General features: G+C 74.0%; 11 protein-coding genes. 4 read left to right on the top strand and 7 right to left on the bottom strand.

Annotation, left to right across the window (positions count from 1 at the left end; genetic code table 11):
- The first annotated feature begins 22 nt into the window (after window positions 1-22).
- Window positions 23-946: an SCO2102 family sporulation regulator gene (locus H0H10_RS12210; RefSeq protein ID WP_188180928.1), complete on the top strand. Its 924-nt coding sequence runs from the start codon at window positions 23-25 to the stop codon at window positions 944-946.
- A 31-nt stretch (window positions 947-977) separates the two neighbouring features.
- Here the strand turns inward: H0H10_RS12210 and H0H10_RS12205 are convergent, their stop codons facing one another.
- The 4 genes from H0H10_RS12205 to H0H10_RS12190 all read right to left on the bottom strand — a co-directional run bounded on the left by H0H10_RS12205 (window position 978) and on the right by H0H10_RS12190 (window position 6,494).
- The gene (locus H0H10_RS12205) at window positions 978-2,474 is read right to left on the bottom strand and encodes a phytoene desaturase family protein (protein WP_188180927.1); all 1,497 of its coding nucleotides are present in this window, start codon (window positions 2,472-2,474) and stop codon (window positions 978-980) included.
- Window positions 2,475-2,963: 489 nt separating this feature from the next.
- Complete coding sequence (locus H0H10_RS12200; protein WP_188180926.1) at window positions 2,964-3,593, bottom strand: TetR/AcrR family transcriptional regulator; 630 nt, start codon at window positions 3,591-3,593, stop codon at window positions 2,964-2,966.
- Between the two features lie 47 nt (window positions 3,594-3,640).
- The gene (locus H0H10_RS12195; protein WP_188180925.1) at window positions 3,641-5,725 is read right to left on the bottom strand and encodes a YhgE/Pip family protein; all 2,085 of its coding nucleotides are present in this window, start codon (window positions 5,723-5,725) and stop codon (window positions 3,641-3,643) included.
- The gene (locus H0H10_RS12190) at window positions 5,697-6,494 is read right to left on the bottom strand and encodes an ATP-binding cassette domain-containing protein (RefSeq protein ID WP_188180924.1); all 798 of its coding nucleotides are present in this window, start codon (window positions 6,492-6,494) and stop codon (window positions 5,697-5,699) included. Before H0H10_RS12190 ends, H0H10_RS12195 begins: the two co-directional genes overlap by 29 nt.
- A 186-nt stretch (window positions 6,495-6,680) precedes the next feature.
- Here H0H10_RS12190 and H0H10_RS12185 point away from each other — a divergent pair, with 186 nt between their 5' ends.
- The 3 genes from H0H10_RS12185 to H0H10_RS12175 all read left to right on the top strand — a co-directional run bounded on the left by H0H10_RS12185 (window position 6,681) and on the right by H0H10_RS12175 (window position 8,866).
- Window positions 6,681-7,244 (top strand): SAV_6107 family HEPN domain-containing protein, encoded by a 564-nt coding sequence (locus tag H0H10_RS12185; RefSeq protein WP_188180923.1) that lies wholly within the window; start codon window positions 6,681-6,683, stop codon window positions 7,242-7,244.
- A 172-nt stretch (window positions 7,245-7,416) separates the two neighbouring features.
- On the top strand, window positions 7,417-8,187 hold the full coding sequence (locus H0H10_RS12180; protein ID WP_188180922.1) for a methyltransferase: 771 nt from the start codon (window positions 7,417-7,419) through the stop codon (window positions 8,185-8,187).
- A gap of 277 nt (window positions 8,188-8,464) precedes the next feature.
- Window positions 8,465-8,866, top strand: a complete 402-nt coding sequence (locus H0H10_RS12175; protein WP_188180921.1) for a spore wall synthesis complex protein — start codon at window positions 8,465-8,467, stop codon at window positions 8,864-8,866.
- Window positions 8,867-9,157: 291 nt separating this feature from the next.
- On the opposite strand, the gene H0H10_RS12170 is transcribed toward H0H10_RS12175, so the two are convergent.
- From H0H10_RS12170 to H0H10_RS12160, 3 genes are all read right to left on the bottom strand, one after another.
- A complete protein-coding gene (locus H0H10_RS12170) occupies window positions 9,158-11,548 on the bottom strand; it encodes a transglutaminase TgpA family protein (protein WP_188180920.1) in 2,391 nt (796 codons plus the stop codon).
- 115 nt (window positions 11,549-11,663) lie between these two features.
- Window positions 11,664-13,028, bottom strand: a complete 1,365-nt coding sequence (locus tag H0H10_RS12165) for a DUF58 domain-containing protein (protein WP_188180919.1) — start codon at window positions 13,026-13,028, stop codon at window positions 11,664-11,666.
- Entirely contained in the window at window positions 13,028-14,065 is a 1,038-nt protein-coding gene (locus tag H0H10_RS12160; RefSeq protein ID WP_188180918.1) for an AAA family ATPase, read from the bottom strand. The genes H0H10_RS12165 and H0H10_RS12160 overlap by 1 nt, the downstream gene beginning before the upstream one ends.
- Window positions 14,066-14,193: the final 128 nt, after the last annotated feature.

Here is a 14,193-nt window from a genome sequence, read left to right as displayed (position 1 = left end):
GGCCACTGGGAGAGGGGCGTACATGGGCTGGACGGTCCTCTACATCGCGTTCGGCGTCGTCGCACTGTGGCTGCTCGGTGAGGTGCTGCTGCAGTACAAGGCGCGCCTGCGCTGGCGGCTGCTCGCCTTCGCCGGCTTCCTCGGCGTCGTGGTCGGCGTGCTGATCCCGTCCGTCATCGTCATCGGACTCGGCGCGGCGGCCTTCGCCGTCGGCCAGACCTACGTCACGCTGTCGTTCCGCCGCGGCTTCGCGGCCGGCTGGGCGGTCTCCGCCCCGGCGGGCCTCAGCAGGCGCCGCCGGCCCGAACCGGGCCGCCAGGAACCGACGTTGGAGGTCTCCGGGCTGGAGGCGGCCGACCCCGGCCCCGACCACCGCGCCCCGGGCCACGACAGCCTCGCGTACGGCCACGGCGACTACGACCGCGACGACGTCTTCACCCCCGCCCGCCCCGCCGATCCCACGGCCGCGGAGACCACCGCCGTCTACGAGCCGCAGCCCATGCCGGACGACACGGGCTCCTACGGCGTGTACGGCGACTCCGGTTACGGCGGACAGGACGGGCAGGTGCCCGCCGCGCCGACCGCCGACCCGTCCCACGCCTACGACTACTCCGGCTACGGCCAGCAGGGTTACGGCTACGACGGGGGCCAGCAGCAGTACGCCGCCTACTCCGACCCGTACATCGGCACGCACACCTACGGCCAAGCCGCGTACGGCACCGGTTACGACGCCACCGGCCAGCAGGTCTACGGCCAACAGGGCTACGCCCAGGACCAGTACGCCACCGGCGGCTACGGCGAGACCCCGCCCGGCGGTGTGTGGGTGCCGCAGCAGCGCAGCACCGACGACCCGTACGGCGGCGCCCTCCCGCCGGAGCAGACGTACCCGCAGCAGGGCAACGGCCAGCCGCAGGGCCAGGGTTACGACGAGCAGTACCGCTTCTGACGCCTCGGGGGACCGCCCGGCGGCCGGGCGCTCACTGGGAGCCCCGGAACCCGGGCCCCTCCACGATCAGTCCGGCGACCAGCGCGCCCGACATGCCCGCGTGCGGCAGACCGCCGCCGGGATGCGACCAGCCGCCCACCGTGAACAGACCGCCCGTACGCGTGACGTTCGCCGGGTGCAGCAGGCGACCGCCGGCCGCCGCCAGCGCGGGCGCCGGTACCGCTCCGCCCTCCGCGCCGGTCGCCTCCTCGACGTCGGCCGGGGTGCACACCTCGTGCCACAGGAGACGGTCGCGCAGGTCCGGTATCTCCCGCCCGGCGACCGCGATCACGTGCTCGGCGTGCGCCTCGGCGTCCGCCCCGGTCCCCGAGGGCACCACCGAGGTGAGCGTCACCGCCTCGTGGTCCGCGTCCGGGACCGACTCCGGGTCGCCGGGCCGCAGCACGGTGACCGTGGGCCGCGCGGCCACACGGGGCACCGCGCCGAACAGGGACTCCAACTCGGCCTCGCGGTCCTCCGCGTGCACCACCGTGCGGTGAGCCGTGCCCTTTGGGCGGGCGCCCCGGAGCGCCAGCAGCACCGTGAGCCGGCTCGCCGCCCCGCGCTGCGGCGGGACCTCCCCCTCGCCCCGCACCGCCGCCCCGCCGGCGAGGCGGTCCAGCACACCGGGCGCGACACCGGCGACCACGAACCCGGCCTCGTCCACCGTGCCGTCGGCCAGCCGCACGCCGGCGGCCCGGCCGTCCTTCTCCACGATTCCCGTGATCTGCGTGCCGAAGCGGAACTCGACCCTGCGCTCCCGGCACCGGTCGTACACCGCCCGCGCCAGTTCCCGCAGACCGCCGCGCACGTACCAGGTGCCGAAGGCGTGCTCCATGTACGGCAGTACGGCGGCGCTGGCCGGGGCGGAGCGGGGATCGAGGCCGTGCGCGAGCGCGTGGCTCTCCAGGAGGGCGGCGAGGCGGGCGTCCTTCAGCTCCAGGGCGCCAACCTCGGCGAGGGTGACGGCCCGGCGGGTGCGCAGCAGCCGCTTGTACGGGACCGCGGGATAGGGCTCGCGCTCGCCGAGCACCCGCCAGTCCGGCCACAGCGGCTCCTCCAGCAGCGGCCGGCGGGTCCGGTCCCAGGCCTCCCGGGCCCGCACCAGGAAGTCCCCCCAGCGCTGCCCGGCGGACGAGCCGAGCGCCTCGTCGAGGGCGGCGACGACGCCCGCGCGCGAGGCGTTCGGCAGGGAGAACCGCGTGCCGTCCGCGAAGACGTGCCGCGACGACGGGTCGACCTGGACCAGCTCGACACACCGCTCCAGCGGCTCCTTGCCGGTCTTGACGAACAGATCGCGCCAGACCGCGGGCAGCGGCAGCAGGGCGGGGCCGGTGTCGAACGAGAAGCCGTCCCGCTCGAAGCGGCGCAGCGCCCCGCCGTACGTCTCCGTCCGCTCGTACACCACCACCCGGTGGCCCGCGACGGCCAGCCGGGCGGCGGCCGCCATCGCGCCCATCCCGGCGCCGATCACCGCAATCCGTGCCATGCCAGGGACTTTATCGGCCGCCACCGACAATCCGGGCCGAGGGGCGGCGCCGGCCGGCGCCCCCACGGTCTCCTCACGAGCGCGGCCGCACACCTTACGGGCGCTGAGTACGGCGGCGGGCGCGCACGTGACCGGTCGCGGTCGCCGGGCGTTGGGCTTGCGTGCGCAGGACTGAGTATCCGTACCTAGCCGGGGAGATGAGTACGCGCGCGGATGGGGCCCCACCTGGGGGAACGAGAGAGTGGAGGCACGGAGAGGGGCACGGCCGCGGCACCGGCGACACGGGGCGCCGGAACGGGGCCGGCCCGCGATCCGCTCCTTCCGCCGGCCGCTGCCGGCGGGAGCGAGGACGGGGGAACCCGGGGGAACGACCGAGAACGGGGGTTCCGACGGGGGGACGTACGGGGGAGCAGGAGGAGGCGCCGGTCCGGCGGTGGCCCGCGGGGGACGCGGCCACCACGGACCGGCGCCTTCCTGTGCGGCCGGGCCTCAGGGGCGGCCGCTCACCCGCCCCTGGAGCAGCCGGGACAGGGCCGCGTGCACGTCGTCGAGGGAGCGTTCCGGCTGGAACGACTTCCAGTCCAGCGCCGCCACCAGCACCATGCCGACCAGGGCGGCGGCGGTCAGCGGCACGTCGATCTCCTCGCTGAACTCACCGCTGTCCACGCCCTCGCGCAGCACCCCCTCCACCACCGCGACGGCCTCCTGCCGGACCACCAGCAGCGTGGACTGCCAGGCCCGGTTGGTGCGCCACAGCTCCGCCACGTACAGCTGGGTGAAGGCCGGGTAGCGGTCGATGAAGACCAGCCCCGCGCGGATCATCGCGTCCAGGGCGTCGACCCGGCCGCGGCCCTCCCGTGCCGTTCGCTCGGCGGCCTCCCGCAGGGATGCGGTCAGCAGACCGACGCCGTGCCGCAGCAGCTCCTCGAACAGGACGGACTTGCTGGCGAAGTTGTAGTAGACCGTGCCCTTCGCGACCCCGGCCCGTTCGGCGATCTCGTCCACGGTGGTGGCGGAGAAACCCTGCTCGGCGATGAGGGTGACGGCCGCCTCGTAGAGCTTCTGCCGGGTGGCCTCGCGACGGCTGCTGCCCTGCGGGGCGGCGCTGCTGCTTTCCATGGTCCCGATTGTCACAGGAACCCTTCCGGGGGTCGTCACCGCAGGTCTCACAGGGTCAGCTCCGGGTGCAGCCGGTCGAGCGTCCACACCTGGCGCCGGCGCGCCGACAGTGCGGTCAGCGCCAGGGCGGCCGCGGTGAACGCCGCCAGCACCACGCACGCGTGCCACACCGGTTCCAGACCGCCGCCCGTGATGAGCCTCCTGAGCGCCTCGACGACGTAGCTCATCGGGAGGAAGGGGTGGAGGGCGTTGAAGAAGCCCGGGCTGGTCTGCACCGGGTAGGTGCCGCCCGCCGACGTCAGCTGGAGCATGAGCAGGGCGAGGACCAGGATCCGGCCGGCCGCCCCGAAGCGGGCGTTCAGCCACTGCACGATGGCCGTGAAGCACGCCGTCACCAGGAAGAGGAAGCCCACCGTCCCGGCCGCCCGGGCCATCTGCAGGCCGACCGCCCAGTGGAGCACCGACATCAGGGCCACCGTCTGGAGCACCCCGATCGCCACCACCGGCAGCCAGCCCGCCAGCGCGATCCGCCAGGCGGAGGCGCCCGCGGCGAGCGCACGCCGGTTCATCGGGGCGATCAGCATGTAGGCCACCATCGCGCCCACCCACAAGGAGAGCGGGATGAAGTACGGGGCGAATCCGGTGCCGTAGTTGGGTGCCTGGTGCAGGGACTCGGAGACCAGCCGGACCGGGTCGGCCATCACGCCCGTCCGCCGGTCGCGCTCCTGCTCGTCGTAGTCGGGGATCCGCCCGGCGCCGTCGTGCAGTCCGCCGGCGAGCTTCGAGGAGCCGTCGACGAGCTTGAACATGCCTCCGTTCAGATCGTCCGCGCCCGTCCTGAGCCGGCCGACGCCCTCGTCCAGGTCCACCGCGCCGGTCTTGGCCGTACCGAGCCCCTTGTGCAGCTTCCTGGCTCCGGCGGCGACCTTTCCGGCGCCCTCGTTCAGCTCGTTGATCTTCGTGACGGCGTCGTCGAGGTCCTCCGAGAGGTTCGGCGCGCGGTCGGCGAGGGCCTGGGCCTGCTTCTGGAGGGCGGCGAGGTTCTCGTCGAGCTTCTTCAGGTCGCCGTCCTGGTCGGCGACGAGGGTGTTGACGTCGTCCGCGATCACCGCCACGTCGGCGGCGCTGTCCTTTGCCTTCTTCAGGTCGGCGCAGGCGGGGTCGGGCAGCGCCGGGTCCTCGCACCGCGCCCGGTGGATGCCGCTGAGCGTGTCGGAGGCCGCGTGGGCGCCCTTCGCGGCGGTCGGGGCCGTCCTGACCAGCGTCTCCAGGTGGTCGCGGATCGCCCCGGAGGAGTCGGCGACGAGCTGGGCCGTGTCGCCGATGGTCTTCTCGTTGTCCTCCAGGAACGGCCCCACCTTTCCGGCGGTCCCGTTGACCTTGTCCGCGAGGGCTTGCGTGCCCTCGGAGACCTGCTTCGAGCCCTCCTCCAGGTCGCCGGCGCCCTTGTCGAGCTTCTTCAGGCCCTTGGACAGCTTGCCGCTGCCGTCCTCGGCGTCCTTGAGACCGTCGGCGAGGTCCTTGGACCCCTTCTTCGCCTTGCCGATGCCGCCCTTGAGGTCGTCGGCGCCCTTCGCGGCCTTCACGGTCTCGCCGTGGATGTCGGAGAAGGAGACGAAGATCCGGTCCAGGAACGACCTCGACGCCTTGCTGGACGCGGCCTCGCGCACCTCGCCGAACACCGTCCGGGAGATCTGCCCGACGATGTAGTTGTTCGCGTCGTTCGTGCGCACCTGGAGGGCGCCGGTCTCGGGGGAGTCGCCGGCGCTGGAGGCGATGCGCCGGCTGAAGTCGGCGGGCATGGTGAGGGACAGGTAGTAGGTGCCGTCCTCCACGCCCCGGCGGGCCTCGGCGGCACTCACCTCGTGCCAGTCGAAGACCTCGCTCTCGCGCAGGCCCTCGGTGATGTCGTCGCCCGCGGTGAGCTTCTCGCCGCCCGCGTTCGCCCCCTTGTCATCGTTGACGAGCGCCACGGGGATGCGGTCCAGACGGCCGTACGGATCCCAGAACGACCACAGGTACAGCGCGCCGTACAGCAGGGGCAGCACCAGCAGCGCGACCAGTGCGGCACGCGGCAGCCTCCCGCGCCCGAAGCGCCTGAGCTCAAGCGCGGCCAGCCTCGGCGAGCGCATCGGCCGCCCCCTTCTCTTCGTCCTCCGCGTCTTCTTCCTCTTCGTCCTCTTCGCGGCCGGCGCCGTCCCTGTCGTCCGGCCCGGTGGAGACGACCACCGCACCCTCCGGCGCCTCGCTGCACACCGCCAGGACCGTCGTGCCCGAGTCGGCGATCGACGCCAGCAGCGACCAGATCCCGGCCCGTTCGGCGGCCGAGAGCTTCAGGTCGGTGTCGTCGACGCCGAGCAGGCCCGGGCGGCCGATCAGCGCCAGGGCGATCGACAGGCGCAGCGCCTCGGTGCGTTCCAGGTCCCGCACGGCCGTGCGGGAGCCCTTGGGCAGCGCCTCCCGGTCGAGGCCGGCCGCGGCCAGCGCCGTGTCGATCCGCAGCCTCGTCTGCGCCGCCCGCTCCCCGCGCGGGCGCAGCAGCCCGCGCACCGAGTCGCCGAACCGGCGCTGCAGCAGCGCCCGCTCGCGCAGGTGCTCGCCGACGGTCAGGGCCGGGTCGAGGTCGGTGACGCCCGGGACGTGCGCGAGGGCGCTTGTCCGCCGCACCGCGGACATCTGCCGGGGCAGGGCCCGGCCTCCCACGGTGGCCGTCCCCTCGGTCGGTTTCATCCGGCCGGTGAGCGCGAGCAGCAGACAGGTGCGGCCCGATCCGGACGGCCCCCTGACCGCGATCAGCGCGCCGGGTCCGGCGTCGACGGAGATGCCGCGGAACGCCCAGCCACGCGGCCCCTTGAGTCCGAAGTCGTGGGCCGTCACACCGAGCCCGGTCGGACCCTCCACGGCACCTCACCCCCTGGTCACTGCATCCACGCTTTTGAACTGACTGGTCAGTGCAAAACCTAGCCCGAACCTTCGATCGAAGCAAAAGCCCAGGTCAGAACGGATTGTCAGTGGCATACCTCACGATGGGCACATACGGCACCCCGTAGCAGGGCGTGCCGTCACGGAGACGACAGGAGGATCGTCATGGCCCACTCGTCCGCAGCCGCCGCCCGCCGGCGCAGCGCAACCGGCCCTGCCCCCTCACTGACCGGCCCGGCGAGCGACGTGCACCCGGTGCTCCGCCGGACCACGGCCCCGCCCGCCGCCCTCGACCTGCTCGCCCAGGCCCGCGCCGGCCTGGAAGAGGCCACCGTCCTGCCCACGCCGAACGAGCGCTACGCGACGGCCCACCTCGCCGCCCTGCGCACCGCCGCCGCCGTGCTCGCCGCGCGCGGCCGCCCCGAGACCACCCCGCGGGCCCGGGCCCGCATCAGGAGTGCCTGGGACGTGCTCCCCGAGATCGCGCCCGAGCTCGCCGACTGGAGCGCGCTGTTCGCCTCCGGCGCCCGGCGCCGCGCCCTGGCCGAGGCGGGCATCGAGGGCGCGGCCGGCAGCCGGGACGCCGACGACCTGATACGGGACGTGGCGATGTTCCTGCGCATCGTGGAGCGGATGCTCGTCCTCCAGCCGGTGCTGCCGCAGCCGCGCCCGGAAGGGGACCGCCCGGCGGGCGACGGCACGGGCCGTGACATGCCGGACGCGGGCTGAGGACCCCGGCGCCCCCGGACGCAGCCCGTGCGGTACCGGAGTGGCCGGGCCGGGCCCCGGAGGCAATAGGGTGGGGAGGGCCTGAAGCCTTCCCTCCCGCGCTCGCGGCCGGGGAGGCGCACCGTTCGCTCCGCCGCATCGAGGCGGTGCCGCGCCGAGGAGTCAAACTGCCGTGTCGGACCCGATGCGCCCCCGCGCTTCCCTCCGTACCGCCGTGGTCTGGGAGGTCCTCAAGGACGCCCTCGACCGCCGGGTCAAGGCCACGGGTCGCCAGGCGCTGGACGTCCTCGACACCGGGGGCGGCAGCGGCAACTTCGCCGTGCCGGCGGCCCGCCTCGGGCACCGCGTGACCGTCGTCGACCCGAGCCCCAACGCGCTGTTCGCGCTGGAGCGCCGGGCCGCCGAGGCCGACGTCGCCGACCGGGTGCGGGGCGTCCAGGGCGACGCCCACGGCCTCTTCGACGTGGTCGAGCGCGGCGGCTACGACGTGGTGCTGTGCCACGGGGTGCTGGAGTACGTGGACGACCCCGCCGAGGGCGTGCGCAACGCGGTCGCCGCCCTGCGCACCGAGGGCGTCCTCAGCCTGCTCGCCGCCGGCCTGGGCGGCGCGGTGCTCGCGCGGGCCCTCGCCGGCCACTTCACCGAGGCCCGGCGGGCCCTCGACGACCCGAACGGCCGCTGGGGCACCGGGGACCCCGTGCCGCGCCGTTTCACCGCCGAACAGCTCACCGGCCTGGTCGAGGGCGCGGGCCTCAGGGTCGCCGCCGTGCACGGGGTACGGGTCTTCGCCGACCTCGTTCCCGGCGTGCTCGTGGACACCGAGCCCGGCGCCCTGGACGCCCTGCTGAAGCTGGAGGCCGCGGCGGCCGAGCTCGCGGCCTTCCACTCGGTGGCCACGCAGCTCCACGTGCTCGGTGAGACCAAGGGGACCACAGCGGCCTGAGCAGCCTCCTGTGGTACGCCGCTGATCAGCGGCGCGGCCGCAGATGGAGTACGCCACAGGCCCCCCGAACGGGGGTCCGGCGCCGTATGATCGAGGGAGACCGCCCGGCATGACCGGTCGGCCGCCGGGGAATGGGAACCTCAGCGAGCCGGCGCGTCCATGACGGAGTCCGGTTGGCCAATTGGCGTAGAGGGGCGGGTTTCACGGGGGCGATTCCCTGCCTATCCTGAAGGGACCCCCCGGGTCGCCCCGGCGACTGCACGATGAGGAGGACTCCGTGCCGCTCTCGGAGCACGAGCAGCGCATGCTCGAGCAGATGGAGCGAGCGCTGTACGCCGAAGATCCCAAGTTCGCGACAGCGCTCGAGGGAAGCGGGCTGCGTACGTACACCCGGCGACGGGTCTACCAGGCGGTCGCGGGCTTCCTCGTAGGTATTGCGCTCCTCATGGCCGGTATGGTCGCCAAGCAGGTCTGGCTCAGCGTGGTGGGATTCCTCGTCATGCTCGGCTGCGCGGTCCTCGCCGTGACCGGCTGGCGCAAGGCCCCCAAGCCCGGTGAGCAGGCCGCTCCCGGTGCCGGACCGCAGGCCCGTCGTCAGGGACGGCAGAAGCGTTCCGTTATGGACCGGATCGAGGAGCGCTGGCAGCGGCGCCGGGATGAACAGCAAGGCGGTCAATAGCCCGGCGAGCAGCCGCTCCCCAGAACACCAGTGAGGGGGTGACCACCGGCAGGGTGGTCACCCCCTCGTCCATGCCCCGGCCTCGTCCATGTTCCGGCTCGTGCGCGCCCGCTCCGGTTCGTGGCTGTTCCGGCTCGTGCCCGCCCCCGGGCAGCAACCCGAACATGTCCCGGGCAGCCCACCCCTCACGGAACCATCACGCCGCCGAGAAGCCCTGCGGGGCGGTGGCACCGGATGGGCCCTGCGGGACGGTGGCGCCGGCCCGGCCGGGCCCTGCGCCACCGTCCCCGCTCAGCCCTGCTGCCCCGACGGCTTCCGCAGCGTCGGCCGGGCCGCCGAGGCCCGCTGCTTGAGGGCGCTCCACCGGGCCGATGCGGCCCAGGCCACCCGCACGGCCGAGCGCGGCGCGAAGCGCGCGCGCAGTCTCGTGCCGCGGCTTGCCGTGGCACGCAGCCCGGCGGTCGCACGGTGGACGTCCTCCGCCAGGCCCGCCGTCGGGCGTGGCCGGGGGGCGTAGAGGACCTGTTCCACGGCGTCCGCGACCCGGTGCACCGCCGCCGACGCCGTCGGATCGAGCTGCCCGAGCCGGACGATCCGGGCCGCGGCCCTGCGCGGAGTCCGCGACTCCTCCGGCGCGATCCCGAAGTCCCACGCCGTGTCGGCCAGCTCCTGCCACACCGCGAGGGTGTGCGGCACCGCGTCCGCCTCGGAGCGGCCGTGTGCCCCCAGCCGTACCGACCGGGCGCGCACCCGCCACAGCATCGGCGCCGACGGGATCAGCAGCACCGCGAGCCCGCCGACGGCCCAGGCCAGGAACACGTACCACTTCGGTCCGCCGCCCCCCGAGGACGGAACGGCCAGTGCCGACTCGCTCTCGCAGGCCTCCAGCTTCTTCTCCTCCGCCGTGCAGCTCTGGCTCGCCGAGGGGGCGGCCGAGGGCTCCGACGACGCGTTCCGGGACGGCACGTCGGGATCCGGGACCGCGCTGCCCGGTGTGTCCGTCAGCGTGTACGACGGGATCGAGCCCCGGGTCGGCGTCGGCTCGAAACGGGTCCAGCCCACGCCCTCGAAGTACAGCTCGGGCCAGGCGTGCGCGTCCCGCAGTCCCACCGACACCGAGCCGTCCGCCTGCGGGGAGCCCGGCGCGAAACCGACCGCGACCCGGGCCGGTATGTCCAGGGAACGGGCCATCGCCGCCATGGCGAAGGAGAAGTGGATGCAGAAGCCCTGCTTGTCCTTGAGGAAACGGGCGATCGCCTGCGAGCCGCTGCCGACCTCCACCTGCGTGTCGTACTCGAAACCGCCGTTGAGCGAGAAGTACTCCTGGAGCTCGACCGCCTGTTCGTAGGGGTTCGCCGCGCCCGCGGTGACCTGGCGGGCGGTCCTGGACACCACCGCCGGCAGCGAGTCCGGCAGCTCGGTGTACTCGCGCCTGAGGGCCGCCGGCGGCTCCGGGGCCGCGGCGAGCTGCTCGGCCGTCGGCCGCACGTCCAGGCTCCGCACCTGGTACGTCAGCCCGCGCGTGTTCTGGCCGTGGTCGCCGACCAGGGTCATGCCGACGGGTTCGTAACGCCAGTTGCCGCCGATCCGTACGCCGCTGGGCGGGTAGGGCATGGGCAGCCAGTCCTGGGCGTACCAGTCGGCGGCCCTGATCGTGGCCTCGGTCTCCGTGCGCCTGACGTCCGGACCGAGACCGGTCGGGAGCGGGAACGTGCCGTCCGGCACGGCGGTGATGTGCCGCTTGGACGGCTTCCAGGTGGTGCCGTCGAAGTCGTCCAGGGAGACGATCCGCAGGTAGAGGTTCGAGATGTCCTCCGAATCGGTCTCCACGGACAGGACCTGGCGGTCCTCGTCGACGTTGAGACTGTCGCGCAGGGAGACCAGCGGGTTCACCGCGGAGATCGTGCCGCCGCCTCCGGAGCCGGCGCCCCCGCCCGTCCTGGCGCCGTCCAGCAGCCCGCCGTCCATCGCGGGGAGGGCGAGCGGCACGACCAGGGCGATGCCCAGGGCGAACGCGCCGATGCGGCGGCCGGTGCGGGCAGGGGCCACGGCGCCGCTCGGCTCCCCGCCCGGGGTGCGCGGCGCCCCGCCGAAGACCCGGCCCCACTGGGAGAGCCGGTCGCGTCCCTCGGCCAGGAGCAGCATGAGATAGCCGGCCGCCGCCACCAGGAACCACAGCCAGTCGGTGCCGCCCTCGGACAGCCCCGCGGCCACCGAGTACAGCGCGAGCAGCGGCAGCCCGGCCGGGGCGGCGCTGCGGAAGGTCACCGCGAGGGTGTCCACCAGAAGCCCGATCACCAGGACGCCGCCGACGAGCATCAGCCGGATGCCGTCGGACTCCAGGGGCGCCGGGATCGCGTACCGCGCTATGTCGTCGGAGCCCTGTCGCAGCAGGTCGGCGAAGCGCTGGAAGGCCTGCGGGCCGGGGATCAGCCCGGCGAGGGCCTGCTGCCGGGCGAAGACCAGGGTCAGCAGTACCAGGGTGACCAGGGCCTGGGCGGCGATGGTCAGCGGCCGGGCCAGCGGCACCCTGCGGGTCGCCGCGCCCACCCCGCTCTGGACCGCCAGCAGGAACGCGGCCTGCAGGATCCAGGTGGCCGGATCGACCAGCGGCAGCAGCGCACACGCCGCCATCAGCGTGGCCGCCCATGCGCACAGCGCAAGTCGTGCCCGCCCGCTCATCGCGTGCCCTCCCGGCCGGTGGTCGTGGTGGGGCCGGTGCGTTCGTGGTGCGGTTGCCGCCGGTGTCGCGTGGGCGTGGCCGCCCGTGCCCACCGTGCGAGTCGTGCCCGCCCGCTCATCGCGTGCCCTCCCCACCGGTCGCCGCCGCGAGTCCGGTGCGCTCGCGGTCCGCCAGCCGCCACAACTCCTCCAGGGAGGCGCCCCGCGGCACGCTCACGGCCGTCCAGCCCGCCTCGCGCAGCATCCGCAGCCGCTCCCCGCTTCCTTCCAACGGGCCGGGCACGTCGGCCGGTTCCCGCAGCCAGGTCTCGCTGTCCAGGACGAACGCGACCGCGCCCCCGCTGCGCTGCCGCATCTTGGCGGCCACCGTCGCCTGTTCCTCGTCCAGGTCGCCGAAGAACGCCACCAGCAGCCCCTCGTTCCCCCCGCGCAGCACGTCGTACGCCCGGGACAGGCCCGTGCCGTCGGAGTGGTCGATCACCGCCAGGGTGTCCATCATCAGACCGGCCGCGTCCGCCGTCTCCTGGCTGGCGCCCGCGAATCCGTCGGCGCCCTCGCCGGGCACCGCATTGCCGGTGTCCGTGAGCAGCCGGACGGAGAAGCCCCGCTCCAGCATGTGCACCAGCACCGACGCCGCGCCCGAGACGGCCCACTCGAACGCGGAGTCGGGGCCCGCGCCCTCGTAGGCCAGGCCCCGGGTGTCCAGGAGCACCGTGCAGCGGGCGCGCTGCGGCTGCTCCTCGCGGCGCACCATCAGCTCGCCGTAGCGCGCGGTGGACCGCCAGTGCACGCGGCGCAGGTCGTCGCCGTGGCGGTACCCGCGCGGGATCACGTCGTCCTCGCCCGCCAGCGCCAGCGAGCGCTGCCGCCCGTCGCCGTACCCCTTCGCCTCGCCGCTCAGCCGCACCGGAGGCAGCGCCTCCACGCGCGGGATCACGGTCAGCGTGTCGTACGTCGAAAAAGACCTGGTCAGCTCGCACATCCCGAACGGGTCGGTCAGCCGCAGCTGCAGCGGGCCCAGCGGATAGCGGCCCCGCAGGTCGGAGCGGACCCGGTAGGACACCTCGCGGCGACCGCCCGGCTCGACCCGGTCGAGCACGAAGCGGGGACGCGGACCGAGCACATAGGGCACCCGGTCCTGGAGCATCAGCAGTCCCGTGGGCAGCCGTGAGACGTTGTCGACGCGCAGATGGACGCGGGCCTCGCTGCTCGCGGGGACCCGCGCCGGAGACAGCCGGCGGCTGCCCGCGACCCGGTAGCGGGTGCGGTAGAGCACCGTCGCGCACAGCAGGGGCAGCACGCTGAGCAGCAGCCCGACGCGGAGCAGGTCGCTCTGCCCGAGGACGTACGCGCAGACGGCGGCGGCGACACCGGCCGCCAGGAAGGACCGTCCGCGGGTGGTCAGGCCGGCCAGGGCGGTGCGGATGCCGCTCTTCTCGCCCCGGTCCTCCTCCGCCCTGCCCGTCCCCCCGGCGTCCATCACAGCCTCCGCGGCGGCTGCTGGCCGTACGCCGACGCACCGTGGTGCACCCCGAAGCCGGTCTGCTGCTGGGGCGCGGCGGGAACCGGGGTGCGCTGCAGGATCTCCTGGACGACCTGTTCGGCGGTGCGGCGGTTGAGCTGGGCCTGGGCGGTGGGCAGCAGCCGGTGGGCCAGGACGGCGACGGCGAGGGCCTGCACGTCGTCCGGCAGCGCGTACTCCCGGCCGCTCAGGGCGGCGGACGCCTTCGCCGCGCGCAGCAGATGCAGCGTCGCGCGCGGCGAGGCGCCGAGTCTGAGGTCCGGGTGGGTGCGCGTGGCGGCGACCAGGTCGACCGCGTACCGCCGGACCGGGTCGGCGACGTGCACGCCGCGGACCGCCTCGATCAGCTTCAGGATCTCGTGCGCGTGCGCCACCGGCTGCAGGTCGTCCAGCGGGCTCACCCCGCCGTGCACGTCGAGCATCTGCAGCTCGGCGTCCGGACTGGGGTAACCGATGGAGACACGGGCCATGAAGCGGTCGCGCTGGGCCTCCGGCAGCGGGTAGGTGCCCTCCATCTCGACCGGGTTCTGCGTCGCCACCACCATGAACGGGCTCGGCAGTTCGTAGGTCTGTCCGTCGATGGTGACCTGGCGCTCCTCCATCGACTCCAGCAGCGCCGACTGCGTCTTCGGCGAGGCGCGGTTGATCTCGTCGCCGATCACCACCTGCGCGAAGATCGCACCCGGCTTGAACTCGAAGTCCCGGCGCTGCTGGTCCCAGATGGACACCCCGGTGATGTCCGAGGGCAGCAGGTCGGGCGTGAACTGGATACGCCGCACGGAACAGTCGATGGACCGTGCCAGCGCCTTGGCCAGCATGGTCTTGCCGACTCCGGGGACGTCCTCGATCAGCAGGTGTCCCTCGGCGAGCAGCACGGTCAGCGAGAGCCGTACGACCTCGGGCTTGCCCTCGATCACGCCCTCCACCGAACCGCGCACGCGCTCGACCACAGCGGTCAGATCAGTGAGGCTCGCTCGATCGTCATAGGTCGTCACCCGGCCCTCCTCGGCCCTTCCCCGCGCTCCCCGAGGAGCGGGGGATACCCCAGCTTTCCGGACCGATGCACTGCGCTGCGGACCGGCCCACCCCGAATCACGGACACCACGCGGAAAAAGTTCCGCGC

The sequence above is a fragment of the Streptomyces griseicoloratus genome, from assembly GCF_014534645.1.
Lineage (GTDB): Bacteria > Actinomycetota > Actinomycetes > Streptomycetales > Streptomycetaceae > Streptomyces > Streptomyces griseicoloratus.
The sequence above is the reverse complement of the archived record's forward strand: the minus strand, read 5'-3'. Positions and strand labels throughout refer to the sequence as shown.